Origin of the sequence: Paraburkholderia caribensis (genome assembly GCF_002902945.1) — a bacterium.
Classification (GTDB): domain Bacteria; phylum Pseudomonadota; class Gammaproteobacteria; order Burkholderiales; family Burkholderiaceae; genus Paraburkholderia; species Paraburkholderia caribensis.
Window position 1 is genome coordinate 2,486,869 of record NZ_CP026101.1, and the last position, 26,757, is coordinate 2,513,625.

Consider the following 26,757-nt stretch of genomic DNA (forward strand, 5'->3'; position numbering starts at 1 on the left):
CGGCGCTGCGCGGGGCTGGTTGGTGGGATCACCGTCCTGCGGTCTTACAAAAAAGCGCTTCGATTATGGCACATGCTTCGGTAATAACAACTGGGGAAATCGGCGATAATACGCATTTGACCGATCGCACGGTCACCTTGGCGGCCCGGCACTCCACGCGGTTTGCGCAATGTCTGCGAATCCTGCCTGGCGCGCACCAGGGTGCGGTTCAAACCGCATCCATTCGATCACACGCATTCGCCACGCCGGTGAACGGCAACAGCATGTCCCCCACGTCTTGACCGTGACAGAATCCAGAACATTCGCGGATCTCATCGAAGATCTGCTGCCCCAGACGCAATGCACGAAGTGCGGCTATCCCGACTGCCGCGCTTACGCCGAAGCCATCGCGCGAGACGAGGCCAGCTACAACCAGTGCCCGCCCGGCGGCGCGGAAGGCGTCGCGCGGCTCGCGAAGCTGCTCGGCAAGCCGGTGATTCCCCTGAATCTGGATCATGGCGTCGAGCGGGCACGGCCAGTCGCGTTCATCGACGAAAACCTGTGCATCGGCTGTACGCTGTGCATGCAGGCTTGCCCCGTCGATGCAATCGTCGGCGCACCGAAGCAGATGCACACGATGGTCGCCGAACTGTGCACGGGCTGCGACCTGTGCGTGCCGCCCTGCCCCGTCGACTGCATCGAGATGATCCCCGTCACGGGCGACAAGACAGGCTGGGATGCGTGGAGTCAGCCACAGGCCGACGCCGCGCGCATGCGACACGACCGTCGCCGCGCCCGCCTCGCTGCGGAGCGCGAAGCGGCCGAGGCGCGCGCGGCGGCCAAACGCGCGGCGGCGGTATCGGCCAGTTCGCCGGTTCCGGCGGCGCCCGCCGCTGGCCCCGCCCCGACAGAGGCAACAGTCGAAACAGCCGCCGCGCCCGTCGCCGACGCCGAAGCCAGGAAACGCGCGATCATCCAGGCCGCGCTCGAACGCGCGCGCGCGAAGAAAGCGGAAAACGCCGCGCAAGGTCTCGGCCCGAGGAACACGACCCATATCAGCGCGGAAACGCAAGCGCAGATCGATGAAGCCGAGGCACGCCGTCGCCGGTTGGGCATGACTGACGACAGTTCCGAATCCGTTCCCACGCAAGACGTCGATCAACCCAAAAAGTCCTGACCCAGCCGCATGAACGCGACCAAACGACGGGCGATCTACGACACGCTCCAGAGCCTGAACCCGCATCCGACGACCGAACTGGAATACTCGACGCCGTTCGAGTTGCTGATCGCCGTGATGTTGTCGGCGCAAGCAACGGACGTCTCGGTGAACAAGGCGATGCGCCGGATGTTCCCCGTCGCGAATACGCCGCAGAAGGTGTTCGACCTCGGCGAAGAAGGCGTCGCCGACTACATCAAGACGATCGGCCTGTATCGCACGAAGGCGAAGAACGTGATCGCCACGTGCCGCATCCTGCTCGACCAGTACGGCGGCGAAGTGCCCGACGCGCGCGAAGCGCTGGAGAGCCTGCCGGGCGTCGGCCGAAAGACGGCGAACGTCGTGCTCAACACGGCGTTCGGCCAGCCGACCATCGCCGTCGATACCCACATCTTTCGGGTTGCCAACCGAACCGGGCTCGCGCCAGGCAAGGACGTGCGCGCCGTCGAACTGGCGCTGGAAAAATTCACGCCCGCCGAGTTCCTGCAGGACGCGCATCACTGGCTGATTCTGCACGGACGCTATGTGTGCAAGGCGCGCCGGCCGGAATGCTGGCATTGCGTCATCGAGCCGCTGTGCGAATTCAAGCCGAAGACGCCGCCGCCCGATCTGTGAAGCGCAGCGGCGCGTCCGGGCGTCGGGTCATCCGTCTGCGCGCGCTGCAGGCGCGGCGTAAAATGCAAGCCTGCCAGGCGCAAACAGCCTGCCCCACTCGCTTGTCACCGTCCGAAGTCCATCGATGTTCAATCCCAGCCGCGACGAAGTCCGCCGTTTTTTCACCGACACCTGGCGCAAGCAGCGCGCGGGTGAAATCCTGACGCCGCTCGAAGCGATCGCCGCCGACTGGATCATCGAGCATCCCGAGTATCACGCCGAACTCAAGGACGCCGAAGCCGCCTCGGCGCAGGATTACTCGCCCGAACGCGGGCAGACCAATCCGTTCCTGCATCTGTCCATGCATCTGGCGATCAGCGAGCAACTGTCGATCGATCAGCCGCCCGGCATTCGCGCCGCGCACGACCGGCTCGCCGCGCGCCTCGGCTCCACGCACGACGCGCAGCACGCGATCATGGAGTGTCTGGGCGAAACGATCTGGGAAGCGCAGCGCACCAACACGCCGCCCGATACGGACGCCTATCTGCAGCGCATCGAGCGCCGCGCGTCGCGCGACTGACTGACGGCGCGACGTTTCGCGCCAGCCAGAATCCGCCACAGGAAAACAAACACCCCGCCGTGGCGGGGTGTTGGTCGTGAGCCGTCAGCGGGCGTGCAGCAGCTTACTTCTTCTGCACGAGGTCGCCATCGAGCGATTCGATGTAGGCGGCGATGTCCTTCATGTCGCCCGGCGACAGGCTTTGCACCTGCGCCTGCATGATCGCGTTGTTACGGCCGAGATGCGGGTTGCCCGTGCCCATCTGATACTGGCGCAGCGCCCAGTAGACGTAATCCGCGTGCTGACCGGCGAGCTTCGGATACTCGGGCGTCACGGGCTTGTTCAGGTTCGGGCCGTGGCAGGCCGCGCAGTTGTGGCTCTCGGAGAGCGCCTTGCCGTTGGCGACATCCGCCGCGTGCGCGTTCGATGCGACGACAAAACCGGCCAGCGCAAGCGTCGCGCATGCAGCCTTGACCACCGTATGAAGTGCGTGGGGATGCTTCTTCATGGATTCTCCTGTGTCGACGGACGTTTGCGCTTTAGCGCCTACCGCCGTCCCATGCAAACTGGTTGCGCCGCGAACTGAATGAGCCGATGACGCGCTGGCGCGCGCCGCCATTCATTTGTCGGGATTATTCTTCGAAGAGGCCGTCTGCACCGAGTAATACGCGGCGATGTCGGCGATGTCCTGGTCGGTCAGCGTCACGGCAATTGCGTGCATTGTGTCGAAATGGCGGTCGCCCTTTTTGTACGCATGCAGCGCGTTTTCGAGGTAGGTCCGGTTCTGGCCGCCCAGCATCGGCACCCGGTACACCTCGGGATAAGCCGTGCGGTAGTCGGGAATACCGTGACAGCCGATACACATCGCGACCTTGCCCTGGCCCGCCTTGGCGTCGCCCACGATATCCGCTGCCTGCGCAGTTGCCGCCAAAGTTGCCGCAAAACCCGCGGCCACCGACATGGCAGCGACCACGACATGTTTGCCAACGAATTTGTTCATAGCTCTTTTAACCTGGCTTGAGGGGGAACGGGCGCCCAAAAAGGCTACGGCCTGCGCCGTTTTACTTGTCTGGGTTGCCACGCAGGCCAAAAAAATCGGCCCAATTGTACCGCGACGCCGCGCGGGGCGTCCACCGGACCGGACCCGCGCCCTGCCCCGGCAGAGCGCCGCGCCACAAGGCATCGCGCGAAATGCCGAAATGGGACAGCCACAACGGCCATCCGTCCGGGCGCGGCGGATTGCCGCATGCGGAAATCCGCCTCTTGCGCGCGCCGCGCATACCGTCCGATGCGGCTGACACCTTACGCGCGCCCCGCGGAGCGCAACAGGGCTTCTGACTTATACTGGAATTTTTCCCGAACGAGCGTCCTGTCATGCGTTTCGAAGGCTCATCGCAATACGTCGCCACCGACGACCTCAAGCTCGCGGTCAATGCCGCGATGACGCTCAAGCGGCCGCTGCTGATCAAAGGCGAGCCGGGCACGGGCAAGACGATGCTCGCAGAGGAAGTCGCGGCGGCCCTCGACATGCCGCTGTTGCAATGGCACATCAAGTCCACCACGAAGGCACAGCAGGGTCTGTACGAATACGACGCCGTATCGCGCCTGCGCGATTCGCAACTCGGCGACGAGCGGGTGAAAGACATTCGCAACTACATCGTCAAGGGTGTGCTGTGGCAGGCGTTCGAGTCGGACGAGCAATCGGTGCTGCTGATCGACGAAATCGACAAGGCCGACATCGAGTTTCCGAACGACCTGCTGCGCGAACTCGACCGCATGGAGTTCTACGTGTACGAGACGCGCGAACTCGTCAAGGCGAAGCACCGGCCGCTCGTCATCATCACGTCGAACAACGAGAAGGAACTGCCCGATGCATTCCTGCGCCGCTGCTTCTTCCACTACATCAAGTTCCCCGATCCGTCGACGATGCAGCAGATCGTCGAAGTCCACTATCCGGGCATCAAGCAGGAACTGCTGCGCGCCGCGATGGAAAGCTTCTTCGAGTTGCGCAACGTATCGGGCCTGAAGAAGAAGCCGTCCACCTCCGAACTGCTCGACTGGCTCAAGCTCCTGCTCGCCGAAGACATTCCGCCCGAAGCGCTGCGCTCGAAGGATCAGAAGCAGATCGTGCCGCCGCTGCACGGCGCGCTGCTGAAGAACGAACAGGACGTGAGCCTGTTCGAGCGGCTCGTATTCATGAATCGCAATAACCGCTGATTGCGCCGTCAAGACAGGCGAACACGGACGGAGACACCGGCATGCTGATCGACTTTTTCTACACGCTGCGCGCCGCAAAGCTGCCCGTTTCCGTGAAGGAATACCTGACGCTGCTCGAAGCGTTGAAGGAAAGCGTCATCCAGCCGTCGCTGGACGAGTTCTACTACCTCGCGCGCATGACGCTCGTCAAAGACGAGCAGTATTTCGACAAGTTCGATCAGGCGTTCGGCGCCTATTTCAACGGCGTCGCGCAGAAGGCCGATCTCGCGCTGGATGTGCCGCTCGACTGGCTGAAAAAGAAGCTGCAACGCGATCTCAGCCCGGAAGAGAAAGCGCAGATCGAAAAGATGGGCGGCCTCGACAAGCTGATGGAGCGCCTCAAGGAACTGCTCGACGAACAGAAAGGCCGTCACGAAGGCGGCAACAAATGGATCGGCACGGGCGGCACGTCGCCGTTCGGCAACGGCGGCTACAACCCGGAAGGCATCCGGATCGGCGGCGAGTCGTCGGGCAGCCGGACGGCCACCAAGGTGTGGGATCAGCGCGCCTACCGCGACTACGACGATCAGGTCGAAATCGGCACGCGCAACATCAAGGTCGCGCTGCGCCGCCTGCGGCGTTTCGCACGCGAAGGCGCCGCCGAAGAACTCGATCTGCCCGACACGATCCGCAGCACGGCCGCAAACGCCGGCTGGCTCGACCTCAAGATGGTCCCGGAGCGGCACAACAACGTGAAGGTGCTGATGCTGCTCGATGTGGGCGGGTCGATGGACGATCACATCAAGCGCACGGAAGAGCTGTTCTCGGCGGCCAAAGCCGAGTTCAAGCACCTCGAGTTCTACTACTTCCACAACTGCGTCTACGATTTCCTGTGGAAGAACAACCGCCGCCGTCATGTCGAGCGGATCGCGACGTGGGACGTGTTGCACAAGTTCACGCCCGACTACAAGCTGATCTTCGTCGGCGATGCGACGATGAGCCCTTACGAAGTCCTCCAGGCGGGCGGTTCGGTCGAATACAACAACGCCGAAGCGGGCGCCGTGTGGCTGCGGCGGCTCGCCGACCATTTCCCGCATCATGCGTGGCTGAACCCGGAACCGGAAGGCTTGTGGGAATACCGGCAGTCGGTTTCGGTTATCCGTGAGGTGCTCGGCCACCGGATGTATCCGCTCACGCTCGCCGGCCTCGAAACGGCGATGCGCATGCTAAGCAAGTAAGATCCCGGCTTTGCCTGTCTGTCCGACGAGCCGCGGCACATTGCCGGCGGCCGCAGCGGCATTGCGCATGCGCCCCGGCAGGCACCACGACACCAATTACGCTACATAGAGACACGCAGGATGACCTCTTCTTCCCCCGACTTCTCGCGTGCTGCGCGCACACCGCTGCGGCCACTCGCCGATACGTCCCTGTCCGCGCTCGTCGCCGGTTTCGTCGCGATGATGACGGGCTACACCAGTTCGCTCGTGCTGATGTTCCAGGCAGGCCGCGCCGCGCATCTGAGCGATGCGCAGATTTCTTCATGGATCTGGGCGCTGTCGATGGGCATGGCGCTGTGCACGATCGGGCTGTCGCTGCGGTTTCGGGCGCCCATCGTGGTCGCGTGGTCGACGCCGGGCGCGGCGCTGCTCGTTTCGTCGCTGCCGCACGTCGCCTATCCGGAAGCGATTGGCGCGTTCGTCGTGTGTGCGCTGCTGTTGACGCTGATCGGCCTCACCGGCTGGTTCGACACGCTGATGAAGCGGATTCCGGCGGGCATTGCAGCCGCGCTGCTGGCGGGCATCCTGTTCGAGATCGGCATCGAGATTTTCCGCGCTGCGCAATTCCAGACCGGGCTCGTGCTGGCGATGTTCTTTACCTATCTCGTCATCAAGCGTTGTGTGCCGCGCTATGCGATTCCAGCGACGCTCATCGTCGGCACGGCCGTTGCAGGCGCGCTCGGGCTACTCGATTTCAGCCGCTTTCAAGTCGCGTTCGCCGTGCCTGTGTTGACGCTGCCTGCGTTTTCACTGTCGGCGGTGATCAGCATCGGCATTCCGCTGTTCGTCGTGGCGATGGCGTCGCAGAACGTGCCGGGCATCGCCGTGCTGCGCGCGGACGGCTATCAGACGCCTTCGGCGCCGCTGATCGCGACGACGGGCGCCGCTTCGCTGCTGCTCGCGCCGTTCGGCTCGCACGGCGTGAACCTCGCGGCGATCACCGCGGCCATCTGCACGGGACGCGAAGCGCACGAAGACGCGAACAAGCGCTACATGGCGGCTGTCTGGTGCGGCGTGTTCTATCTGATCGCAGGCATTTTCGGCGCGACGATCGCCGCGCTGTTCGGCTCGCTGCCGAAGGCGCTGGTCGTGTCGGTGGCGGCGCTCGCGCTATTCGGCTCGATCATGAGCGGCCTCACCAACGCGATGCAGGACGCACGCCAGCGCGAAGCCGCGCTCGTCACGTTCATGGTGACGGCATCCGGTCTCACGCTGCTGTCGATCGGCTCGGCTTTCTGGGGACTGGTCGCGGGGCTGGTGACGCACGGCGTGCTGAACGCGCGGCGCGGCTGACGAAGGCAACGGGTGAGCGGCAAAACGAAAGGCGGAAAGCGCCTGGCGACATGGCGCGAACGGACGGAGGGGGTCCCTGTCAAACCACCATCATCCGATCCGCCATAGAATAGAAGTATCGGGCGGCGTTCCACGGTAACATCCCCGGTTTCAGACGTGGACATCGCAGATGACGCGCCGGCGCGGGCGCTTCCGTGGCAACGCGCGACGGACGGCGGCCTCGGGCCGCGTCATCATTTCCTGGACCATGGCGCGCGTGCGCCTCGAAGCGAAGGCTCGACATGACTACTGCACTCGATCAACTCAAGCAATACACCACGGTCGTCGCGGACACCGGCGACTTCCAGCAACTCGCGCAATACAAGCCGCAGGACGCCACGACGAACCCGTCGCTGGTCCTGAAGGCCGTGCAGAAGGACGAGTACAAGCCGCTGCTCGAAAAGACCGTGCGCGATCACGCGTCGAAGCCGGTCGGCGCGATCATCGACAACCTGCTGATCGCCTTCGGCACCGAAATCCTCAAGATCGTGCCGGGCCGCGTGTCGACGGAAGTCGACGCCCGCCTGTCGTTCGACACGAAGGCGTCGATCGAGAAAGGACATGAACTGATCAAGATGTACGAGGCGAAGGGCATCGGCCGCGAGCGCGTGCTGATCAAGCTCGCGTCGACGTGGGAAGGCATCCGCGCCGCTGAAGTGCTGCAGAAGGACGGCATCCGCTGCAACATGACGCTGCTGTTCTCGCTGGCACAGGCCGTTGCATGCGCGGAAGCGGGCGCGCAACTGATTTCACCGTTCGTCGGCCGTATCTACGACTGGTACAAGAAGAACGCCGGCAGCAACTGGGACGAAGCGCGCGATGGCGGCGCAAACGATCCGGGCGTGCAGTCGGTGCGCCGCATCTATGCGTACTACAAGAAGTTTGGCTACAAGACGGAAGTGATGGGCGCGAGCTTCCGCACCACCAGCCAGATTCTCGAACTGGCGGGCTGCGATCTGCTGACCATCAGCCCCGACCTGCTGCAAAAGCTGCAGGAGAGCACCGACAAGGTCGAGCGCAAGCTGTCGCCGGAAGCCAGCAAGAATGCCGACATCGCCCGCGTGCCGACGGACGAAGCGTCGTTCCGTTTCCTCGTCAACGACGAGGCGATGGCCACCGAAAAGCTCTCCGAAGGTATCCGCGTGTTCGCTGCAGATGCGATCAAGCTGGAGAAGGTGATCGAAGGTCTGCGTTAAGACCGGTTCACCTCATTCACCGCGCAAGCAAGGCGCGCGTGGCCCGCAAGGCCACGCGCGCTTTTTTGTTGCCGCTCGTTTTGCGCCGCCTCTCTACCGCTTCGCGCGCATTCTTTTCCCAATATGTAAGCGTGCTTTCTGCGCTTCGGCAGGTTTTACTTCGGTCAACACAGTTTCACATTCGACGCTGTAACGGCGACTACAATCGTCGGCACGCGTACGTTCGGTCGCACTCCGTCACTGCGCGTTCGCGCGAAACGACGTCCCAAATCAATTGACGGGAGACAACGATGCAAGTCCAGCCCTACCTGTTTTTCAATGGCCGTTGCGAAGAGGCGCTGAAGTTCTACGGCGAGAAGCTCGGCGCGCAAGTGCTGTTCCAGATGCGTTTCAGGGACGCGCCGCCGAACCCGCAGCAACCCATTCGTCCCGGCACCGAAGACAAGATCATGCACGCGTCGGTCAAGATCGGCGCGACGGAGTTGATGGCGTCGGACGGTAACTGCGATGAGACGTCCGGCACGCACACGGGCTATGGCCTGTCGATCACCGTCGACGATCCGTCGCAAGGCGAGAAGACCTTCAACGCGATCGGCGAAGGCGGCAACATCGTGATGCCGTGGCAGGCGACATTCTGGAGCACGGGCTTCGGCATGGTCGTCGACAAGTTCGGCGTGATGTGGATGGTCACCAATCCGCACGAAGGCGACAAGCATCCGAGCTGATTCGTCATTGACGTTCGGGCGCATCGCTCGCGCCGCGTTCGATGTTCCAGTTCGTCTCGCTCGCCGCAAGCAGCGCGCGCAAGCGTTCCACCTGTTCGGCAAAGCGCTGAGCGAGCCAATACGGCCCCTGTAAATCAGGGGCCATGTCTTCGCATGGCGACCGCGCGCCCTGCTCCGCTTCCAGCCTGGACGACCAGGTCGCCGCGTCCGGCATCCGAAACTGCGTCGCACCCGCGAAGCGCAACGCACGTGCGGTGGCGAGCAGCGTCAGGCGCACCGCGTTCGCCTCTGCGCCGCACCGCTGCGCGAACGCATCGCGCCGCTCCGGATGCGCGAGCGTGCCCGTCGACAGCATTTCCAGTGCGCTGAGCATCGAACGATGCAAGCGCTGGATCTCGTCGAGCCGCGCAATAGGCAGGTCGATCTCCTTCGCGACCGACGGCATCAGCGAACGCAACTGCACGAGCCGCTTGCCCATGCGGATGAACGTGGCAATCTGCTCGTCGCTGCCGACGGGCACGCCCGTCGTCATCCGCGTGTAGATGCGCGCGCATTCGCGCAGGTTGTCGGCGAGCAGATAGCGCCATGAGTAGGTCGCGTGCAACGGCAGCGCGAACGAAAACGCCAGCGCAATGACGATGCCGATCAGTACGTTCAGTGTGCGCCAGAGCCCCGTGTCGATCATGTTGTCGCCGTGTCCTGCGACGATGCACATCGTGATCGCCGTCAACAGCGCCACGTAACCCGCGCTGCCGATCGCAAACCATGCGCAGACGGCGGCGATCACCGACATCAGCACGTAGGTGAGCGTCAGCGAATCGAACAGGTTCTGCTGCAGGATCAGCGCAAGCCCGAGCGTTGCGCCGAGCAGCGTGCCCGCCGCGCGCTCCGCCGCCTTCTTGCGGATGTTGCCGTGATGCTGCAGCCCGCCGATCACCACCAGCAGCGTCACCGACGACCAGATGCCGTGCGGAATATCGATGCCCGTCGTCGCGAGGATCGACACGAGCATCGCGAGGCCGACGCGCAGGCTATGAAAAAACTTGGCGTGCCGATAGCGGTAATACGGCGAGGTGACCGCGCGTGCGAGCCGGCCGATGCGCGTGCGGCGCGGTGCGAGCCGCGCGGCGACGGCGTCGTTGGGTCCCGGCGGCGTGCCGGTGACCGGCTTGCGCGGCGGCTTCGGTTGCGGGTCGGAGAGAGCCATCCGTCATCCCAGGTTGCGGTTGCGCGGCAAAGGCAGCGAACACACGAGCTTAAACGATGTCGCGCGAGCACAGCACAGCCATACGGCCGTTCGCGTCCGTAGATGCAGGCAGATGCAGCGCGCCGCGCCAGAAAAAAAGCCCGCAGCATGCGCTGCGGGCTTTTCTCCGGCAATCAGCCGACGCGAGATCAGGCTTCGTGCACGTCCAGATAATCTTCCGGACGCGTGCGGTCTTCAGCATGCTTCATGCCGCTTGCTCGCACCACGAGGCTGGCGACGATCGACACCACGAGGTTGACGATCAGCGACCACACAGCCGCATAACCCGGAATTGCCAGGCCGCCGATATGGATCGTGTAGATCGAGCCCGCGAGCTTCAGCGAAATCGCCATCCACGTGCCGACGGCAATGCCCACCGCCCAGCCGAGCAGCAGGCCGCGATAGTCGAGCACGCGGGTGTAGAGACCGAGCACGATGGCGGGCAGCGTCTGGATGATCCAGATGCCACCGAGCAGTTGCAGCTGGATCGCATACGTGAGCGGCAGGCCGAGAATAAACGCGACGGCGCCAACCTTCACGATCAGCGACACGAGCTTGGCGATGTTGGTCTCCTGCTCGTGCGTCATGTTGCGGTTCACGAACTCCTTGTGGATATTGCGCGTGTACAGGTTCGCCGCTGCAATCGACATGATCGCGGCGGGCACCAGCGCGCCGATGCCGATCGCCGCGAACGCGACGCCGACGAACCACGACGGGAAGAAGTGCAGGAACAGCGCGGGCACCGCGAAGTTCGGGCCAAATGCCTTGAAGTACGGCGCGAACTCCGGCATGTCCTTCACGCCCGAGGCGAGTGCCATGAAGCCGAGCAGCGCGAGCAGACCGAGCACCAGCGAATACGCGGGCAGCATCGCCATGTTGCGGCGGATCGTGTTGCCCGACGACGACGACAGAACGGCCGTGATGGAGTGCGGGTACAGGAACAGCGCGAGCGCCGAGCCCATCGCCAACGTCGCGTACGCACTATAGCCGTTCAGGCTCGACACGTCCGGCGCCTTCAGCAGCAGCTTGGCGGGCGGCACCGCGCCGAAGATATGACCGAAGCCGCCCAGTTGCGGCGGAATCACGATGATCGCGGCGGCGATCGTGATGTAGATCAGCACGTCCTTGACGACAGCGATCATGGCCGGCGCGCGCAAACCCGACGTGTACGTGTACGCGGCGAGAATCGCGAAGGCGATGATCAGCGGCAGATCGCCGACGAAGCCCTTCGTGTCGAAACCGAGCGCGCCGATCACCACTTCGATGCCGACCAGCTGCAGCGCGATGTACGGCATCGTCGCGACGATGCCCGTCACGGCGACGGCAAGCGCGAGCATGCGGCTGCCGTAGCGTGCGCTGACGAAGTCGGCGGACGTGACGTAGCCCTGACGCTTCGAGATGCTCCACAGCTTCGGGAACACGACGAACGCGAACGGATAGATCAGGATCGTATAAGGCAGCGCGAAGAAGCCCGTCGCGCCCGCGCCGAACACGAGTGCCGGGACGGCGATGAAGGTGTAGGCGGTGTACAGGTCGCCGCCCAGCAGGAACCATGTGACGATGGTGCCGAAGCGCCGGCCGCCGAGTCCCCACTCTTCCAGATGCGCGAGATCGCCCTTACGCCAGTGCGCGGCGATGAAGCCGAGAATCGTGACGCCGATAAAAAACAGAACGAAGACGAAGGTTGCGGTGGCGTTCATCATGCACCTCCCTTCGAGCGGGTTTTGGTCTTGAAGTACACGACGGCCGTAATCACCGCGCTGATCAGCACCCACAGGAGCTGATACCAGTAGAAGAACGGGAAGTCGAACAGCACGGGTTCGATCTTGTTGTAGGACGGCACCCAGATCATCGCGATCCAGGGTAACAGCAACAGCCACAGCCAGTGCTTGCTGGCCTTGTTGGCGTCGGCGTCGTGAGCCATGACGTCTCCTCTTACCTATTATTGAATTGTGTCCCGCGTCTGGCGGGCAGATGGACCCGGCTGCGGATAACAGACTGGGCGCCCCGAAAGCCCCGAAAGAGTATCGGAGTGGCGAACGACCGGTCAAGCAGGGCTGACCCTAAACGCAACGGTGTTGTCAATAGACGAAACGTCGCAGAGTGCGAGATCGGATACGAAAGCGGACATCTCCGCTGCTTCGTTGAGACGCGCGGCGCGATGCCGGCTGAATGAACGTCGAGCCCGCCGTGCCGAGCGGGGCACGGCGGTTGCGCAAGCGCCGGCGTTGCACCAGCGCGGGGATTGTCAGATCGCGAAGGTGTCGCTCTGGCCCGTCGATTCCTGCAGGCCCTTGACCCACTTGCGCGCGGGCAAGGCGAGCTTTGCCTCGATCAGCTTCGCGCGCTCCTGCAACTGCTTGAACGGCACGTCGATCGCCGGGCCCGAGAATGCGATGGCGATGCGGTTGCCGTCGTGCACTTCGGGCAGCGCGATCACGCGTCCATCGAAGGCTTCGTTCAGGCGCTTCATGTTGCGCACGAAGCTCGGATGATCGCCGAACAGGTTGATCGTGGCGACGCCCGCTTGCGTCAGGCACGCGCGCGCGGCGCGATAGAAGGCGACGCTGTCGAGCACCGGGCCGCGCGCCGTCGCGTCGTACAGATCGATCTGCAATGCGCCAATCGTGCCGTGGTTCGCGCGGTCGTTGACGAATTCCCATGCGTCGGTTTCGCGCACGGTGAGGCGCGCGTCGTCGGCGGGCAGGCTGAACATCGTGCGCGCTGCGATCACGACGGCGGGATTCAATTCGACGGCTTCGACCTGCGCGCGCTTCAGGAAGCGGTGCGCGAACTTCGTCAGCGAGCCGGTGCCGAGGCCGAGCTGCACGATGCGGTTCGGCGTTTCGAGGAACAGCAGCCACGCCATCATCTGCTGCGCGTATTCGAGTTCGATGTGATCGGGCTTCGACAGACGCATCGCGCCTTGCACCCACTCCGTACCGAAGTGCAGATAGCGCACGCCACCCTCTTCCGAGAACGTGACGGGCGCGAAGCGCGGTTTGCGCGGCGCTTCGATCAGCGACGCTTTCGCGACGTCGCTGAAGTCGTCCTCATCGCGCGATGCGCGGGTTTTTGCGCGCGAAATGCGTTGCGCGGGTGCAGCGGACTGCTTGTTGCGGAAAGCACGCGCCTCGGCCGAAGCGCGCTTGATCAGTTTCGTCATGTGAGGATCTCGCGCCACAAGCGCAATTTTTGGTCGAACGAGAGCATAGCATTGGCGGGGCTGGAGGACGGCAGCACCAGCGTCTGGTAGCCCGCCTCGGCGATCACAGGTGCAAAGCGCCCCGCCGTCTTGCCGTTGAAGCAGACCTTCTTCAACTGCGGCGCGTACTCGCGAAACGATGCAAAGTCGTTCGGGGTCGCGTTGCGGATCGCCACATCGAGGCTGCCTTCGCGTGTGCATGCGGCCAGTACGTCCCACACGCCGATGCCGTGCTTCAGCACGTGCTCAAGCCGCGTCGGGTAATCGAATTCGTGCAGCGGCTCTCCGATCACCGCGCCGAGCAAACGCCAGAACTGGTTGCGCGGATGCGCGTAATACTGCGTCGCCGCCAGCGACGCCTCGCCGGGAAAGCTGCCGAGTATCAGCGTATGCGTGCTCTCGGCGACGACGGGTGGAAAGCCGCGCAGCATCAGCGCACCTCGCCTTGCTTGCCGACGCGCTTTGCATTGACGTCGGCCCGCGATGCCGTGTGATCGAGCGCCTGTCCATGATCGCGCGGCACGGGATGCGCCGCCGCATGCTTGTGACCGCGCATCGCGAGACACGTCCACAGCGCGGGCAGCATCACTTCCGTAACCATCAACGGCTCGCCGTAGCGCTCGAATACGGAACGTCGCGCGAGCAACGCGTGAACGGGTGCGTCTGCGGTTTCACGCGAAGCAAGACGATACAACGGATGCCGCGCCGTCAAGCGCCGGCTGACCAGCGACGAGCGCGACACACTGCTGTCGCTATACAACAGTTCCGCGAGCGGCCGCGTGCGCAGACGGCGCATCGCTTGCCACACGCCCGTGCTCGCAGCCAGCGGCACGATGCTGTGCGCGGCGACGAACGGCTTTCCATCGACCGATAGCACCACTTCACGCACCCACACGGGCGTGCGCGGCGCGATGGCGAGCGCGGTGTATTCGTCGTCGAAGGGCAAATCGACGGCCTCGCGCGTCACGCGCACCGCGACGGCGCCGAGCGTGCGCAAGTGCGCCGTCAGCGAACCGCCGCGTGTGAGCCAGTCTTTTTGATCGGGCGAGAAACCGGGAAGGGGGGCAACGCGCCAATGCGCGTCGGCTGCATCGAAACGGATAGGCATGGCCCGCATTATAGGACGCGCGGCGTATCCGCTCCTTTCGGCTCGAAATCTCCTGACTCACGCGCAGACGATTCCCGTATGCAGTTCAGAACGGACTGCTACCCGTGCGAAAAGCCGCCGTTGAAGATAACGGCGAGTCGATCCATCCCGTCGATGGCAATCGCTCACTCATCCCACTTGCACCTCGGAGGTTCGTATGACCGCTCATGACAAAGCCACTTCGGATCGTATTGCCCATCTCGCCGCGCTAGTTCTGAAGCGAAAGCCCGTATCGGAGACAGAAAAGGAACTCGCAGGTTCTGCGCTCGCTCAGCATCACACCAGTAAACACACGAGCGCGCGGATCGGCAAGGTGGCCGGACACGTACTCGGCGATTCGCACGCATGCGCGGAAGCCAGAGAACTGGCGGGCTCGGTGCTCTCTCAGGTACGCAAGCTCGGCGGCGGCTCGCCCGAGCGTTGAGTTCGCCCGGCGCGAAAACCGCGAGCAAAAAAATGCGCTGCCGAAGCAGCGCATTTTCATCATCCAAAGTGAGCTAGCCGGCCACGCCGATCACCGCGCCAACAACAACGCATTCGTCCGCTTCACAAAACTCGCCGGGTCTTCCAGCGAACCGCCTTCCGCGAGCAGCGCCTGATCGAACAACAGATGGCACCAGTCATCGAAATGGGTATTGTCCGCGCTGAGGTTCTTGACCAGCGCGTGCTCCGGATTGACCTCGAGAATGGGATGGAACGCCGGCGCGTTCTGCCCTGCCGCCTTCAGCATGCGCTGCAGATAGCCGCTCATATCGCCTTCATCGGCGACGAGGCACGACGGCGAATCCGTCAGGCGGAACGTCAGTCGCACATCTTTCGCCTTGTCCTTGAGCGCTTCCTTCATGCGCTCGACGAGCGGCTTCAGTTCTTCGCCGACCTTTTCCTGCGCCTGCTTCTCTTCATCGTTCAGCTGGCCCAGATCGAGATCGCCACGCGCGACGCTTTGCAGCGGCTTGCCGTCGAACTCGTTGAGGAACGACAGCATCCATTCGTCGACGCGGTCTGTCAGCAGCAGCACTTCGACGCCCTTCTTGCGGAACACCTCGAGGTGCGGGCTGTTCTTCGCGGCCTGATACGTATCGGCCGTGACATAGTAGATCTTCGACTGCTCGGGCTTCATGCGCGCAACGTAGTCCGCGAGAGACACCGTCTGCGCGGACGAGTCTTCATGCGTCGACGCAAAACGCGCGAGCTTTGCAATGCGCTCCTTGTTCGCGAAGTCCTCACCGATGCCTTCCTTCAGCACCTGGCCAAACTCCTTCCAGAACGTCGCGTACTTTTCCTTTTCGGCGGCTTCTTCCGAGTTCGCCAGCTCTTCGAGCATCGACAGCGCGCGCTTGGTCACGCCTTCGCGGATCGCCTTGACGTCGCGGCTTTCCTGCAGCAGTTCGCGCGACACGTTCAACGGCAGATCCGCCGAATCGACCACGCCCTTCACGAAACGCAGATACGCGGGCAGCAGTTGCTCGGCGTCGTCCATGATGAACACGCGCTTCACGTACAGCTTCAGGCCGCCGCGATGATCGCGGTTCCACATGTCGAACGGCGCGTGCGACGGCACATACAGCAACTGCGTGTACTCGCTGCGGCCTTCCACGCGGTTATGCGTCCACGTCAGCGGGTCCTGGTGGTCGTGCGACAGGTGCTGGTAGAACTGCTTGTACTGCTCGTCGGTGATGTCGCTCTTCGCGCGCGTCCACAGCGCGCTCGCCTGATTGACGGTCTCGTCTTCGTCCTTCGCGACCATCTCGCTCTTTTCGGCGTCCCACTCTTCCTTCTGCATCAGGATGGGCAGCGCGACGTGATCCGAGTACTTCTGGATGATCGACTTGAGCTTGTACGACGACAACAGCTCGTCTTCGTCGGCGCGCAGATGCAGCGTGATCGTCGTGCCGCGCTGCGCGCGCTCGATCGTATCGACCGAGAAATCGCCCTCGCCCGCGCTCGTCCAGCGCACGCCTTCCGACGCCGGCAAACCGGCGCGGCGCGTCTCCACCGTGATCTTGTCCGCGACGATGAAGCCCGAATAGAACCCAACGCCGAACTGGCCGATCAGCGCCGCGTCCTTCTGCTGGTCTCCCGACAGCTTGCCGAAGAATTCCTTGGTGCCCGAGCGCGCGATCGTGCCGAGGTTCGCGATCGCTTCGTCGCGGCTCATGCCGATGCCGTTGTCGTCGATGCTGATGGTGCGCGCCGCCTTGTCGAACGACACGCGGATGCGCAGGTTCGGATCGTTCTCGTACAGCGCGCTGTTTTCGATCGCTTCGAAACGCAGCTTGTCCGCCGCGTCCGACGCGTTCGAGATCAGTTCGCGCAGGAAAATTTCCTTGTTGCTGTACAGCGAATGGATCATCAGGTGCAGAAGCTGTTTCACTTCTGCCTGAAAGCTCATGGTTTCTTGTGCCATGGTCAGTGTTCCCCTTCTATTGCAGGTTGATTCGTGGATTCGAAGCTGAATGTGTCTGGAAGCGCGGCGCGCTTTCAGACGTTGCCGGGTCAAATGGGGGCAGGCGACGCCAATTCAAGGGGCTTCATGCGGCCCCCATGTGGCCCTTCATGCGCCCCTCAGGAAGCCCGCCGCGCGACGGCGTCCAGATAACGGCACAGGAATGCGGGCAGCGCCGGGTCGCCGCAGTTCGCGACGTTGAAGCGCATCCACGTGGTTGGCGACTGCTGCGGCGAAAACAGGCTTCCCGGTGTCAGCAAAAAGCCTTCCTCGTGGCCGGCGGCCGCCAGCGCGTCGGCATCGACGCCGGTATCCGCCCACACGAACATGCCCGCCGCGGGCGTCTGGAACATGCGCAAGCCCGTCTTTTCGAGCATGCGCACGGATTTGTCGCGCACCCCGTCGAGCCGCGCGCGCAGCCGCTCGACATGCCGCCGGTAGTGCCCTTCCGTCAGAATCTTGTACAGCACGCGCTCGTTCAGTTCGGGCGTCGTCATGCCGACCAGCATCTTCTGGTCGGTGACGGCCTTGGCGACGTCCAGCGACGAAGCGATGAAACCGACCCGCAGATTTGCCGCGAGCGTCTTCGAGAAGCTGCCGAGATAGATCACGCGCTTCAACTGGTCGAGGCTCGCGAGCCGCGTCGCGGGAAAGCCCGGCGGGCATAGATCGCCGTAGATATCGTCTTCGACGACGATGAAGTCGTACGCCTCCGCGAGCCGCAGGATGCGGAACGCCTGCGCCGCCGTCAGCGACGTGCCCGTCGGGTTTTGCAGCACGGAGTTGAGCACGAGCATTTTCGGCCGCCACGTCTGCACCAGCGTTTCCAACGCGTCGAGGTCGGGGCCTTCCGGCGTGTAAGGCATGCCGACCAGCCGCGCGCCCTGCGACGCGAAGCGCCCGAACATCTGGAACCATGCCGGATCGCCGACGATCACGGCATCGCCCGGCTGCACGTAGAGCCGCGCGATCAGGTCGATGGCCTGTGTGATGCCCGACACGAGCACGATCTGCTCCGGCGACGCGCCGATCTCCAGTTCCTCCAGCCGCGTCTGCAACTGCTGGCGCAGCGGCAGGAAGCCTTGCGGCGTGCCGAAGCCGAGCATCTGGGCGCCGCTTTGCCGGCCGAGCGTGCGCAGCGCGCCCGTGATCAGCTCGCCGTCGAGCCAGCGCGACGGCAGGTAGCCGAGGCCGGGGCCGCGCTCGGGACGCGTCGAGGTGTGCAGCATGTTGCGCAACAGCCAGACAACGTCGATCGTGCTTGGCGCGGGCGCCGCGTCGGGCGCGGCGGCGCGGCGCTCGACGGGCAGCGGCCCGGCCGCCAGCCGCTCGCGCACGTAAAAGCCCGAGCCGCGCCGCGAATCCAGATAACCCTGCGCGACCAGCCGCTCGTACGCCTCGACCACCGTGAAGCGCGACACGCCTTTGTCGAGCGCGAGCTTGCGGATCGACGGCATGCGCATGCCGGGGCGGAACACGCGCTCCTCGATACGGCGGCGCGCCCACTGGACGAGCTGATCGACGAGCGTCAGCGCCGAAGCGTCGTGAGGAGCGGGAATCAGGTCGAGCGGGACGGACATGGCGATCTCCAGCGGGTGCTGCAAGGGCAACGTCGGAAGCGGCGCGCAGCGGGCTATACCCGTTGCGAGGACAGATGTCTATCAGACGCGCGGACAACTGTACCGAACAGTATCGAAGCGATTGTACCGTTACTGTGCCGGTCACTGTCGGTACATTTGAATCGACGCTCAGCTTTTTCCGACCGGTTTTTTCCCGTTTTCGACCCGTTCTTGCCTCATTTGCGCGCTCCATCCGACGCAGCGCAAAGCCCGCTGTACCGGCCGTGCCGCACTGCGCATGGTCCGGCCGCAAGCCAAACGGTATCCTTTCGGATTAGCCTGGCCGCCGGCACGCGACAGACAGTTGCCTGCCGCTGCGGCCTTCAGCAGAACGACCGTCCACTTGCAGCCATGACCGCACACACGCTACGCATCGATCACCTCGTTGTTTCCGCCCGCACCCTCGACGAAGGCACGCAATACGTCGCCGACACGCTCGGCATCGCGCCGTCGGGCGGCGGCGCGCATCCGTCGATGCGTACGCACAACCGCTTGCTCAACCTGTGGGGCGGCGCGTATCTGGAAGTAATCGCGATCGATCCCGACGCGGCGCCATCCGCGGAGGCCCGTCCCCGGCTCTTCGCGCTCGACGATCCCGCCGTGCAGGCACGCCTCGCGAAGGGTCCGTATCTGTCGCACTGGGTCGCGCGCGTCGATCGGCCGAAGAATCTGGCGCTGTGGCAACAGCAGTATCCGGAGCGTATTTCGACCGTCGTGCCGATGACGCGCGGCGATTTCACCTGGAGCCTGACGGTCGCCGACGACGGCGCATTCCCGTGCTGGCAAGGCGTGGGCGACGGTGTCGTGCCGTCGCTGATCCAGTGGGACACGCCGCGCCATCCGTCCGACCTGATGCCGGAAACGGGCCTCGCGTTGAAGGCGCTGAAAGGCTGGCATCGGCAGGCGGACATCGTCGCGCAGCAGCTGCAATGGCTCGGCGCTGCCCCTTTGATCGTGCTGGAAAGCACGGACGGCGCGCCCGCGTTGGCGGCTGAAATCGAAACCCCGAGCGGACTGCGTACGCTCGAATAACCCCAAACATAGAGAGACAGAAGCAATGAAGCGCGAAACCCAGGGCATGTTGCTCGGCCTGATCGGCGTGGTGATTTTCAGTCTGACGCTGCCGATGACCCGCATCGTCGTCGCCGAATTCAGCCCGCTGCTGAACGGCCTGGGCCGCGCGCTCGCCGCCGCCGTTCCCGCCGCCGTGCTGCTCGCCGTCCGCCGCGAAAAGCTGCCGACGTGGCCGCAACTGAAAAGCCTGGCTGTCGTGTCGCTGGGCGTGATCGTCGCGTTTCCGGTGTTTTCCGCGTGGGCGATGAAGAGTGTGCCGGCTTCGCACGGCGCAGTGGTCAATGGCTTGCAGCCGCTGTGCGTCGCCATCTACGCGGCGTGGCTGTCGCACGAGCGTCCGTCGAAGGCGTTCTGGGCGAGCGCCGTCGCGGGCAGCGCAATCGTCATCGCGTTCGCCTTGCAGGCGGGCGGCGGCGCGTTGCAGGCGGGCGACCTGCTGATGCTGGTCGCCGTCGGTATCGGCGCGCTCGGCTACGCGGAAGGCGCGCGCCTCGCGCGGCAGATCGGCGGCTGGCAGGTGATCTGCTGGGCGCTCGTCGTGTCCGCGCCGTTCCTGCTGATTCCCGTCGCGTGGCTCGGCTGGGAACAGCACGTCACGCATCCCGGCCCCGTCGCGCTGCAAACATGGCTCGCGTTCGGCTATGTCACGGTGTTCTCGCAGTTCATCGGCTTTTTCGCGTGGTACGCGGGGCTCGCCATGGGCGGGACGGCGCGCGTCGGCCAGGTGCAACTGCTGCAGATCTTCTTCACGATGGCGTTCTCCGCGCTCTTTTTCGGCGAGAACGTCGCGCCCATCACGTGGATTTTCGCGGCGGCCGTGATCGCCACCGTGATGCTGGGCCGCAAGGCCGCCGTGCATACGGCCGTGCGGCCGGTTCGCGCGGCCTGACGAGTTCGCGCGATAATCCTTCTTTTGACCGACCACCTGTTCCCGCTACACCGACGAGGAGACCATGAATCAAAGCGACCTCAATGCCCCGACCTGGCAATTGTCCGAACGCGCTCGCAAGCTGACCAGCTCGGCGATTCGCGAAATCCTGAAGGTCACCGAGCGGCCCGAGGTCATTTCGTTCGCGGGCGGTCTGCCGTCGCCGGCCACGTTCCCGGCCGAAGAAATGCGCGCGGCCTCCGACCGCATCCTGCGCGATTCGCCCGCCGCCGCGCTCCAGTACAGCGCGACGGAAGGCTATCTGCCGCTGCGTGAATGGGTCGCGCAACGCTATTCGGTGAACGGCGCGCAGATCCGTCCTTCGCAGGTGCTGATCACGACGGGCTCGCAACAGGCGCTCGATCTGCTCGGCAAGGTGCTGGTCTGCCCGGAAAGCCCGGTGCTGGTCGAAACGCCGACCTATCTCGGCGCGCTGCAATCGTTCTCGATGTACGAGCCGCGCTACGTTCAGGTGCCGACGGACGATAACGGCCTGATCCCCGAAAGCCTCACGCCCGAGCTGACCAGGGGCGCGCGCCTGCTGTACGCGCAACCGAACTTCCAGAATCCGACGGGCCGCCGCCTGCCCATCGAGCGCCGCCGCGCGCTGGCCGAATTCGCGAAGTCGGCGCCCTTCCCCGTCATCGAAGACGATCCCTACGGTGCGCTCGATTACCGCGGCGAGCCGCTGCCGACCATGCTGTCGATGGCGCCCGATCACATCGTCCACCTGGGCTCGTTCTCGAAGGTGCTGGCGCCGGGTCTGCGCATCGGCTACATCATTGCGCCCGAGGAACTGCACTTCAAGCTCGTGCAGGCCAAGCAGGCCACCGATCTCCACACGCCGAGCTTCACGCAGCGCATCGTGCATGAAGTCGTGAAAGACGGCTTCCTCGATACCCACGTGCCGAAGATTCGCGCGCTCTATCGCGACCAGTGCGAAGCGATGCTCGGCTCGCTCGAACGCTACATGCCTGAAGGCGTGACGTGGAACCGGCCGGAAGGCGGCATGTTCATCTGGGTGACGCTGCCGAAGCACATCGATTCGATGAAGCTGCTCGAAGAAGCCGTCGCGCAGAACGTCGCGTTCGTGCCGGGCGGTCCGTTCTTCGCGAACGAAGCACAGCACAACACGCTGCGTCTGTCGTTCGTGACCGTGCCGCCCGCGAAAATCGACGAAGGCGTCGCGCGTCTCGCGGAACTCATCCGCGCGCGTGTCTGAACACCCACGGTAAGATGCGCCATCGCGCGCCTCTCCCGGCGCGAGCGCGCGGCCAGCAGCGAATCGCCATCGGTCGCGCGCACGCTTCACGACTCTTTCCATTCATCGACGAGGACCCGTCATGGCTCAATCGAATGTGTATGACAAGCTGAAGGAACTGGGCATCGAACTGCCCGTCGCGGGCGCGCCCGCTGCCGCGTATGTGATGAGCGCGCAAAGCGGCAACACGGTGTACCTGTCGGGTCACATCGCGAAGAAGGACGGCAAGGTGTGGGCCGGCAAGCTCGGCGACAACGTCAGCACAGAAGAAGGCAAGACGGCCGCACGTTCGGTCGCGATCGATCTGCTCGCCACCTTGCACGCGCATGTCGGCGACCTGAACCGCGTGACGCGCATCGTCAAGGTGATGAGCCTCGTCAACTCGACGCTCGATTTCACCGAGCAGCACATCGTCACGAATGGCGCGTCGGAGCTGATCGCCGACGTGTTCGGCGAGCGCGGCAAGCACGCGCGTTCGGCATTCGGCGTCGCGCAGATTCCGCTTGGCGCATGCGTCGAGATCGAACTGATCGCCGAGGTCCAATAAGCGGCGCGGAACCACGCGTGAGGCGTTCGTCGTTGCGAACGCCTTTGTCGTCGCAAACCCGCCCCGACGCTAACGCGCCGTCGATGATGTGAAAGCGTCATCGGCGGCGTTTTTTTATCGACGTTCGACTTCGCATTCGCATCGACGTTGTGCCGTCACAACACGACACGCGAACATCGCACTGCGCACAAACCCCAGGTCATACACCGAAAAGAGACACACGATGCAAGAGCACACCGTCCGTTTCAAACAGGTGGACGTATTCACGTCCGTGCCGTTCAAAGGCAATCCGCTCGCGGTGGTTTTCGATGCGGACACACTCGACACCGAACAGATGCAGGCCATTGCGCGCTGGACGAATCTGTCGGAGACGACGTTCCTGTTAAAGCCGACCGACCCGTCGGCCGATTACCGGGTGCGTATCTTCACGACGGGAGGCGAGTTGCCGTTCGCCGGTCACCCGACGCTCGGCAGCGCGCACGCGTGGCGCGAAGCGGGCAACCAGCCGAAGCAGCCGGGCCGCCTCGTCCAGCAATGCGCGGCGGGCCTGATCGAACTGACGGAAGACGATAGCGCGCGCAACGTGTGGGCATTCGCTGCACCGCCGGCGCGCGTGACGCCGCTCGCGCAAAGCGAGTACGCCGCGCTCGCCGACGCGTTGCGCAGCGATGCAATCGATTACACGGCGCAACCGTGCGGTGTCGACAATGGTCCGAAATGGCTCGTGGTCCGTATGAAATCGGCGAGCGCATGTCTCGCGCTCGACCCCGATGCGGCAGCGCTGCGGCGTGTTGCGCAAACGGCGGGCGCGTCCGGCCTCGCGGCTTACGGTCCCCATGAAGCAGATGGCCCGGCGACCTTTGAGCTGCGCTGCCTGCTATTGGGCGGCAACCTCGGCGTAGGGGAAGACCCTGTCACGGGCAGCGCAAACGCCGCCGTCGCGGGACTGCTCACCGCGCAGAACACGCGGCCCGGCAATCAGTACACGGTGCGTCAAGGCACCGCGATCGGCCGCGCCGGCGATGTCCACGTGCGCTATGACGACGCAGCGGGCAAAACGTGGATAGGCGGCGCATCGGTGACGATCATCGACGGCACATTCCGTTTGCCGTGAATCTGCACATGCAATGGGTGGGAATGGGCGGCGACTGAATTGACATTTGCGCGTCACCTGGATGTTCTAAAAATCCACCAGATGCGCACCGATAACATGCCCCAATCCAACGCCAATGCGGCCATTCATGCACACAGCATGAATGGCCGCATTGCCATGATGGCTGTCGAACTATCATTGCGGCATTCGACCATCCTTTCCGCGGTTTCGACAAAATCTTTCAAACGCCCGCCTGATGCGCCTGTTCGGGCTACGCACGCGACCGCGCGAACGTTGCCCGTATGCCCGCCAGGGACAGCGTATACCCGATGCGCCAGCCCTTCCTTAATTATTGCCCATTCAGTAATATCAAATCGTAACCGATGACCGATGGGTGGTCTGGCTCGCCACCGCGCCCCTGCACCCACGCCGCCACTGCGGCGTGTCAATTGTCAAAGCAGCCGGTTGCTTTAACATTCGCGCAGTCAACCTGAACGCAAACACCGCAACACAAGTACAGCCGCAAGGCACAGGGTCACGGTCCAGCCGATGAATCAGTTCCGCCACGCTTCCGCCCGCGACGTCAGGCACCGCCTCGATCCGGCGGGAACACGCCGACGCGCGCTGCTCGCGATTCCCGCGCTCGGCGTGCTGGTGCTCGTGCTGCTGTGGACGGTTATCTTCGCGCGGCTGTCGGTTGAGAAGGAAACGACGTATCGCGAAGCGATGGCCTCGGCCGCGATTCTGTCGGCGGCACTCGAACAGCACACGGTGAAGGCGATTCACCAGGTCGATCAGATCACGCGCTTCGTCAAATTCGAATTCGAAAAAACGCCGGGGCATTTCGATCTCGGCAGCACGGTCGAAAAAGGCGTCGTGCAAAGCGAAACGCTCGTGCAGGTTTCGCTGATCGACGAGCACGGCAAGCTCATCGCGAACACGGCCGACCCCAATCCAAAACCGATCGACCTGTCGGACCGCGAACACTTCAAGGTGCACGAGCACGAGAACGATGACCAGCTGTTCATCAGCAAGCCCGTGCTCGGCCGCGTCTCGGGCCATTGGACCTTGCAGATGACGCGCCGCCTGAATCACCCCGATGGTTCGTTCGCGGGCGTCGTGGTGGTGTCGGAAGACCCGAGCTATTTCACCAGCGACTTCTACAACAACGCAGCGATCGGACGCGAAGGCGTGATCGCCGTGATCTCCGACAGTGGCGCCGTGCTCGCGCGCCGCACGGGCAACGCCGACCATGCGCAAGGCGTGTTTACGGCGACGGGCGTCTATCCGACCTCGGAGCATGTGTCGGGCACCTACGTCGATTCGATCGACAACGTCACGCGCATCGTGTCCTACCGGCATATCGACGGCTACCCGCTCGGCGTGCTGGTCGGCCTGTCGCAAGCCGAAGAGTTCGCCGACTACAACCACACACGCAACGTCTATCTGCTGATGGCGAGTTTTATCTCGCTCGCGATGCTCGGCTTCTTCGCCGTCGCCACGGGGCTGATCGGCAAGTTGCTCGGCCGCGAGCGCGAGATGACGCATCTCGTCGAGTTCGATCTGCTGACGGGTCTGCGCAACCGCTATTCGACGTTGCAGAGCCTGCGTCACGACGTAACGCAGCCCGCCAACCTCGGGCATCTCGCGATTCTCTTCATCGACCTCGACAACTTCAAGACCGTCAACGACACGCTCGGCCACAACGCCGGCGACATCGTGCTGCAGATGACGGCCGCGCGTCTCGCGGATGCCGTCGCCGACGCGGGCGCGTTGTCGCGTATCGGCGGCGACGAGTTTGTCGTCGTGATCAAGGGTGAAGATGTCGAGAAGCGCTCGGTGACGCTCGCGGAAGCGATCGCCGACGTGTTCGCGAAACCGTTCGAAGTGCGCGGCAGTTCGTTCGTCTTGCACGCGAGCATCGGCATCGCGCTCTACTCGGTCGCGAACGAAAGTGAAATCGACCTGCTGAAGAAAGCCGACCTCGCGATGTACAGCGCGAAGGACGCGGGCAAGAACTGCTATCAGTTCTACTCGCCGCATCTGTCGCATCGCGCGGACCATCTGATGAAGTGGGAACAGCAGTTACGCGTCGCGCTCGCCGACCAGCAACTGTTCCTCGCCTATCAGCCGAAGATCGATCTCGCGCGCCGCTGCATCACGGGCTTCGAGGCGCTCGTGCGCTGGAATCATCCGCAGCACGGCCTGATTCCAGCGAACGAGTTCATCCCCGTGGCGGAATCGACGGGTCTGATCGTGCCCATCGGCGATTTCGTGATCCGCACCGCGTGCCGGCAACTCGCGCAATGGCAGCAACAGGGTTACGACACGCTGTCACTCGCTGTGAACATTTCGGCCGTACAGTTCTGGCGCGGCGATCTGTTCGAGACGATCTCGCAGGCCATCGAGGAAACGGGTATCGCCGCGCGGCGTCTCGAACTCGAAATCACCGAGACGGCGATGATGGAGTATCCCGATCTCGTCTCCGAAAAAATCTTCGCGTTGAAGCGGCTCGGCGTGCGCATCGCGCTCGACGACTTCGGCACGGGCTATTCGTCGCTGTCGTATCTGAACCGCTTCTCGGTCGACACGCTGAAGGTCGACCGCTCTTTCGTGCAGGCCATTCCCGGCGACCGCAGCGTGTGCGTGATGGTGACGGCCATCGTCAATCTCGCGCGCTCGCTGGGATTGACGGTGGTGGTCGAAGGCACGGAAACGGAAGAACAGATTGCGTGGCTCGCGGCGTTGGGGCACATCGAAGCGCAGGGTTTTCTGTTCTCGCGGCCCGTGCCCGCCGATGCCATTCCCGCGCTGCTCGAACGTTTCGGCGTCTGCGGCACCGCGCTTCATGCGCACGCACGCGACGTCGACAACAGCGACGCCGCCAGCACCAGCACCAGCAACGAATCGGCCTGAGGGGAGCGGCTCCCTTGCGCGCGGCTTTGCTGCTGCAAGGACGGCCACGAGACATTGCGCCGGCAGCCGAGAAGCGGTATCGACACATATCGGGCGAACGCGCTCGACCTCGCATGACCTCAGCGTGCGCTGCCGCGGCCATCGTGGGCGCGTGCGAGATAAGAAACCAGCCCAACAGGTGTTCACATGCGTCCAGCTCAG

The 26,757-nt window shown here is 63.9% G+C and carries 25 protein-coding genes; 15 read left to right on the forward strand and 10 right to left on the reverse strand.

All coding sequences use genetic code 11. The features are described 5' to 3' along the window. The first annotated feature begins 277 nt into the window (after positions 1 to 277). The 3 genes from rsxB (at position 278) to C2L66_RS11035 (ending at position 2,369) form a co-directional block, all read left to right on the forward strand. Positions 278 to 1,156 (forward strand): electron transport complex subunit RsxB, encoded by an 879-nt coding sequence (rsxB, locus tag C2L66_RS11025; protein WP_176056949.1) that lies wholly within the window; start codon positions 278 to 280, stop codon positions 1,154 to 1,156. A gap of 9 nt (positions 1,157 to 1,165) precedes the next feature. Continuing rightward, positions 1,166 to 1,810 carry an endonuclease III gene (nth, locus tag C2L66_RS11030; RefSeq protein WP_060600141.1) on the forward strand — a complete coding sequence of 215 codons (645 nt, stop codon included), beginning with the start codon at positions 1,166 to 1,168 and terminating at the stop codon, positions 1,808 to 1,810. Between the two features lie 124 nt (positions 1,811 to 1,934). Then, the gene (locus tag C2L66_RS11035; RefSeq protein WP_036003650.1) at positions 1,935 to 2,369 is read left to right on the forward strand and encodes a DUF1841 family protein; all 435 of its coding nucleotides are present in this window, start codon (positions 1,935 to 1,937) and stop codon (positions 2,367 to 2,369) included. Positions 2,370 to 2,472: 103 nt separating this feature from the next. On the opposite strand, the gene C2L66_RS11040 is transcribed toward C2L66_RS11035, so the two are convergent. Further along, complete coding sequence (locus tag C2L66_RS11040; RefSeq protein ID WP_036003647.1) at positions 2,473 to 2,856, reverse strand: c-type cytochrome; 384 nt, start codon at positions 2,854 to 2,856, stop codon at positions 2,473 to 2,475. A 111-nt stretch (positions 2,857 to 2,967) separates the two neighbouring features. Further along, positions 2,968 to 3,348: a c-type cytochrome gene (locus tag C2L66_RS11045; protein WP_007583383.1), complete on the reverse strand. Its 381-nt coding sequence runs from the start codon at positions 3,346 to 3,348 to the stop codon at positions 2,968 to 2,970. Positions 3,349 to 3,722: 374 nt separating this feature from the next. Between C2L66_RS11045 and C2L66_RS11055 the strand changes: the two genes are divergently transcribed. The 5 genes from C2L66_RS11055 (at position 3,723) to C2L66_RS11075 (ending at position 9,074) form a co-directional block, all read left to right on the forward strand. Continuing rightward, entirely contained in the window at positions 3,723 to 4,565 is an 843-nt protein-coding gene (locus C2L66_RS11055) for an AAA family ATPase (protein ID WP_007583382.1), read from the forward strand. A 41-nt stretch (positions 4,566 to 4,606) separates the two neighbouring features. Next, positions 4,607 to 5,782, forward strand: coding sequence for a vWA domain-containing protein (locus C2L66_RS11060; RefSeq protein WP_060600138.1), 1,176 nt, complete (start codon positions 4,607 to 4,609; stop codon positions 5,780 to 5,782). A gap of 120 nt (positions 5,783 to 5,902) precedes the next feature. Beyond that, positions 5,903 to 7,114, forward strand: coding sequence for a benzoate/H(+) symporter BenE family transporter (locus tag C2L66_RS11065; RefSeq protein WP_060600136.1), 1,212 nt, complete (start codon positions 5,903 to 5,905; stop codon positions 7,112 to 7,114). A 281-nt stretch (positions 7,115 to 7,395) separates the two neighbouring features. Then, positions 7,396 to 8,349 carry a transaldolase gene (tal, locus tag C2L66_RS11070; protein WP_054929989.1) on the forward strand — a complete coding sequence of 318 codons (954 nt, stop codon included), beginning with the start codon at positions 7,396 to 7,398 and terminating at the stop codon, positions 8,347 to 8,349. Positions 8,350 to 8,639: 290 nt separating this feature from the next. Beyond that, positions 8,640 to 9,074 (forward strand): VOC family protein, encoded by a 435-nt coding sequence (locus C2L66_RS11075; protein ID WP_060600134.1) that lies wholly within the window; start codon positions 8,640 to 8,642, stop codon positions 9,072 to 9,074. A gap of 4 nt (positions 9,075 to 9,078) precedes the next feature. Here C2L66_RS11075 and C2L66_RS11080 read toward each other — a convergent pair whose 3' ends face one another. The 6 genes from C2L66_RS11080 to C2L66_RS11105 form a co-directional block, all read right to left on the reverse strand. After that, complete coding sequence (locus C2L66_RS11080; RefSeq protein ID WP_060600132.1) at positions 9,079 to 10,281, reverse strand: FUSC family protein; 1,203 nt, start codon at positions 10,279 to 10,281, stop codon at positions 9,079 to 9,081. Between the two features lie 188 nt (positions 10,282 to 10,469). Further along, a complete protein-coding gene (gene mctP, locus C2L66_RS11085; RefSeq protein WP_054930035.1) occupies positions 10,470 to 12,020 on the reverse strand; it encodes a monocarboxylate uptake permease MctP in 1,551 nt (516 codons plus the stop codon). Further along, complete coding sequence (locus C2L66_RS11090; protein WP_054929986.1) at positions 12,020 to 12,244, reverse strand: DUF3311 domain-containing protein; 225 nt, start codon at positions 12,242 to 12,244, stop codon at positions 12,020 to 12,022. The genes mctP and C2L66_RS11090 overlap by 1 nt, the downstream gene beginning before the upstream one ends. Before the next feature lie 324 nt (positions 12,245 to 12,568). Continuing rightward, the gene (locus C2L66_RS11095) at positions 12,569 to 13,486 is read right to left on the reverse strand and encodes a class I SAM-dependent methyltransferase (protein WP_054929985.1); all 918 of its coding nucleotides are present in this window, start codon (positions 13,484 to 13,486) and stop codon (positions 12,569 to 12,571) included. Beyond that, positions 13,483 to 13,956, reverse strand: coding sequence for a DNA-deoxyinosine glycosylase (locus C2L66_RS11100; protein ID WP_054929984.1), 474 nt, complete (start codon positions 13,954 to 13,956; stop codon positions 13,483 to 13,485). The genes C2L66_RS11095 and C2L66_RS11100 overlap by 4 nt, the downstream gene beginning before the upstream one ends. Next, positions 13,956 to 14,633 (reverse strand): chorismate--pyruvate lyase family protein, encoded by a 678-nt coding sequence (locus C2L66_RS11105; RefSeq protein ID WP_060602544.1) that lies wholly within the window; start codon positions 14,631 to 14,633, stop codon positions 13,956 to 13,958. Before C2L66_RS11105 ends, C2L66_RS11100 begins: the two co-directional genes overlap by 1 nt. A gap of 196 nt (positions 14,634 to 14,829) precedes the next feature. Here C2L66_RS11105 and C2L66_RS11110 point away from each other — a divergent pair, with 196 nt between their 5' ends. Then, entirely contained in the window at positions 14,830 to 15,096 is a 267-nt protein-coding gene (locus tag C2L66_RS11110; RefSeq protein ID WP_054929983.1) for a hypothetical protein, read from the forward strand. A 90-nt stretch (positions 15,097 to 15,186) separates the two neighbouring features. Here C2L66_RS11110 and htpG read toward each other — a convergent pair whose 3' ends face one another. Both htpG and C2L66_RS11120 read right to left on the reverse strand, forming a co-directional pair. Next, the gene (gene htpG / locus C2L66_RS11115) at positions 15,187 to 17,079 is read right to left on the reverse strand and encodes a molecular chaperone HtpG (RefSeq protein ID WP_060600131.1); all 1,893 of its coding nucleotides are present in this window, start codon (positions 17,077 to 17,079) and stop codon (positions 15,187 to 15,189) included. Between the two features lie 158 nt (positions 17,080 to 17,237). Beyond that, complete coding sequence (locus C2L66_RS11120; protein WP_060600129.1) at positions 17,238 to 18,698, reverse strand: aminotransferase-like domain-containing protein; 1,461 nt, start codon at positions 18,696 to 18,698, stop codon at positions 17,238 to 17,240. Positions 18,699 to 19,088: 390 nt separating this feature from the next. Here C2L66_RS11120 and C2L66_RS11125 point away from each other — a divergent pair, with 390 nt between their 5' ends. The 6 genes from C2L66_RS11125 to C2L66_RS11150 all read left to right on the forward strand — a co-directional run bounded on the left by C2L66_RS11125 (position 19,089) and on the right by C2L66_RS11150 (position 26,556). Beyond that, positions 19,089 to 19,769, forward strand: a complete 681-nt coding sequence (locus C2L66_RS11125; RefSeq protein WP_060600127.1) for a VOC family protein — start codon at positions 19,089 to 19,091, stop codon at positions 19,767 to 19,769. A gap of 25 nt (positions 19,770 to 19,794) precedes the next feature. Further along, positions 19,795 to 20,700 carry a DMT family transporter gene (locus C2L66_RS11130; RefSeq protein WP_054929980.1) on the forward strand — a complete coding sequence of 302 codons (906 nt, stop codon included), beginning with the start codon at positions 19,795 to 19,797 and terminating at the stop codon, positions 20,698 to 20,700. 64 nt (positions 20,701 to 20,764) lie between these two features. After that, positions 20,765 to 21,961 (forward strand): aminotransferase-like domain-containing protein, encoded by a 1,197-nt coding sequence (locus tag C2L66_RS11135; protein ID WP_060600125.1) that lies wholly within the window; start codon positions 20,765 to 20,767, stop codon positions 21,959 to 21,961. Positions 21,962 to 22,082: 121 nt separating this feature from the next. Next, entirely contained in the window at positions 22,083 to 22,547 is a 465-nt protein-coding gene (locus tag C2L66_RS11140) for a RidA family protein (protein WP_054929978.1), read from the forward strand. Positions 22,548 to 22,770: 223 nt separating this feature from the next. Continuing rightward, positions 22,771 to 23,661 carry a PhzF family phenazine biosynthesis protein gene (locus C2L66_RS11145; protein WP_060600124.1) on the forward strand — a complete coding sequence of 297 codons (891 nt, stop codon included), beginning with the start codon at positions 22,771 to 22,773 and terminating at the stop codon, positions 23,659 to 23,661. Positions 23,662 to 24,189: 528 nt separating this feature from the next. Beyond that, on the forward strand, positions 24,190 to 26,556 hold the full coding sequence (locus C2L66_RS11150; RefSeq protein WP_054929976.1) for a bifunctional diguanylate cyclase/phosphodiesterase: 2,367 nt from the start codon (positions 24,190 to 24,192) through the stop codon (positions 26,554 to 26,556). Positions 26,557 to 26,757: the final 201 nt, after the last annotated feature.

Bases quoted from the DNA above. Each gene is read 5' to 3' on its own strand.
- C2L66_RS11120 (WP_060600129.1), bottom strand. From the start codon at position 18,698: ATGTCCGTCCCGCTCGACCTGATTCCCGCTCCTCACGACGCTTCGGCG.
- C2L66_RS11040 (WP_036003647.1), bottom strand. From the start codon at position 2,856: ATGAAGAAGCATCCCCACGCACTTCATACGGTGGTCAAGGCTGCATGC.
- C2L66_RS11045 (WP_007583383.1), bottom strand. From the start codon at position 3,348: ATGAACAAATTCGTTGGCAAACATGTCGTGGTCGCTGCCATGTCGGTG.
- C2L66_RS11140 (WP_054929978.1), top strand. From the start codon at position 22,083: ATGGCTCAATCGAATGTGTATGACAAGCTGAAGGAACTGGGCATCGAA.
- C2L66_RS11125 (WP_060600127.1), top strand. From the start codon at position 19,089: ATGACCGCACACACGCTACGCATCGATCACCTCGTTGTTTCCGCCCGC.
- C2L66_RS11130 (WP_054929980.1), top strand. From the start codon at position 19,795: ATGAAGCGCGAAACCCAGGGCATGTTGCTCGGCCTGATCGGCGTGGTG.
- C2L66_RS11080 (WP_060600132.1), bottom strand. From the start codon at position 10,281: ATGGCTCTCTCCGACCCGCAACCGAAGCCGCCGCGCAAGCCGGTCACC.
- htpG (WP_060600131.1), bottom strand. From the start codon at position 17,079: ATGGCACAAGAAACCATGAGCTTTCAGGCAGAAGTGAAACAGCTTCTG.
- C2L66_RS11055 (WP_007583382.1), top strand. From the start codon at position 3,723: ATGCGTTTCGAAGGCTCATCGCAATACGTCGCCACCGACGACCTCAAG.
- mctP (WP_054930035.1), bottom strand. From the start codon at position 12,020: ATGAACGCCACCGCAACCTTCGTCTTCGTTCTGTTTTTTATCGGCGTC.
- tal (WP_054929989.1), top strand. From the start codon at position 7,396: ATGACTACTGCACTCGATCAACTCAAGCAATACACCACGGTCGTCGCG.
- C2L66_RS11150 (WP_054929976.1), top strand. From the start codon at position 24,190: ATGAATCAGTTCCGCCACGCTTCCGCCCGCGACGTCAGGCACCGCCTC.
- C2L66_RS11100 (WP_054929984.1), bottom strand. From the start codon at position 13,956: ATGCTGCGCGGCTTTCCACCCGTCGTCGCCGAGAGCACGCATACGCTG.
- C2L66_RS11105 (WP_060602544.1), bottom strand. From the start codon at position 14,633: ATGCCTATCCGTTTCGATGCAGCCGACGCGCATTGGCGCGTTGCCCCC.
- C2L66_RS11035 (WP_036003650.1), top strand. From the start codon at position 1,935: ATGTTCAATCCCAGCCGCGACGAAGTCCGCCGTTTTTTCACCGACACC.
- C2L66_RS11090 (WP_054929986.1), bottom strand. From the start codon at position 12,244: ATGGCTCACGACGCCGACGCCAACAAGGCCAGCAAGCACTGGCTGTGG.
- C2L66_RS11065 (WP_060600136.1), top strand. From the start codon at position 5,903: ATGACCTCTTCTTCCCCCGACTTCTCGCGTGCTGCGCGCACACCGCTG.
- nth (WP_060600141.1), top strand. From the start codon at position 1,166: ATGAACGCGACCAAACGACGGGCGATCTACGACACGCTCCAGAGCCTG.
- C2L66_RS11060 (WP_060600138.1), top strand. From the start codon at position 4,607: ATGCTGATCGACTTTTTCTACACGCTGCGCGCCGCAAAGCTGCCCGTT.
- C2L66_RS11110 (WP_054929983.1), top strand. From the start codon at position 14,830: ATGACCGCTCATGACAAAGCCACTTCGGATCGTATTGCCCATCTCGCC.
- C2L66_RS11145 (WP_060600124.1), top strand. From the start codon at position 22,771: ATGCAAGAGCACACCGTCCGTTTCAAACAGGTGGACGTATTCACGTCC.
- C2L66_RS11075 (WP_060600134.1), top strand. From the start codon at position 8,640: ATGCAAGTCCAGCCCTACCTGTTTTTCAATGGCCGTTGCGAAGAGGCG.
- C2L66_RS11095 (WP_054929985.1), bottom strand. From the start codon at position 13,486: ATGACGAAACTGATCAAGCGCGCTTCGGCCGAGGCGCGTGCTTTCCGC.
- C2L66_RS11135 (WP_060600125.1), top strand. From the start codon at position 20,765: ATGAATCAAAGCGACCTCAATGCCCCGACCTGGCAATTGTCCGAACGC.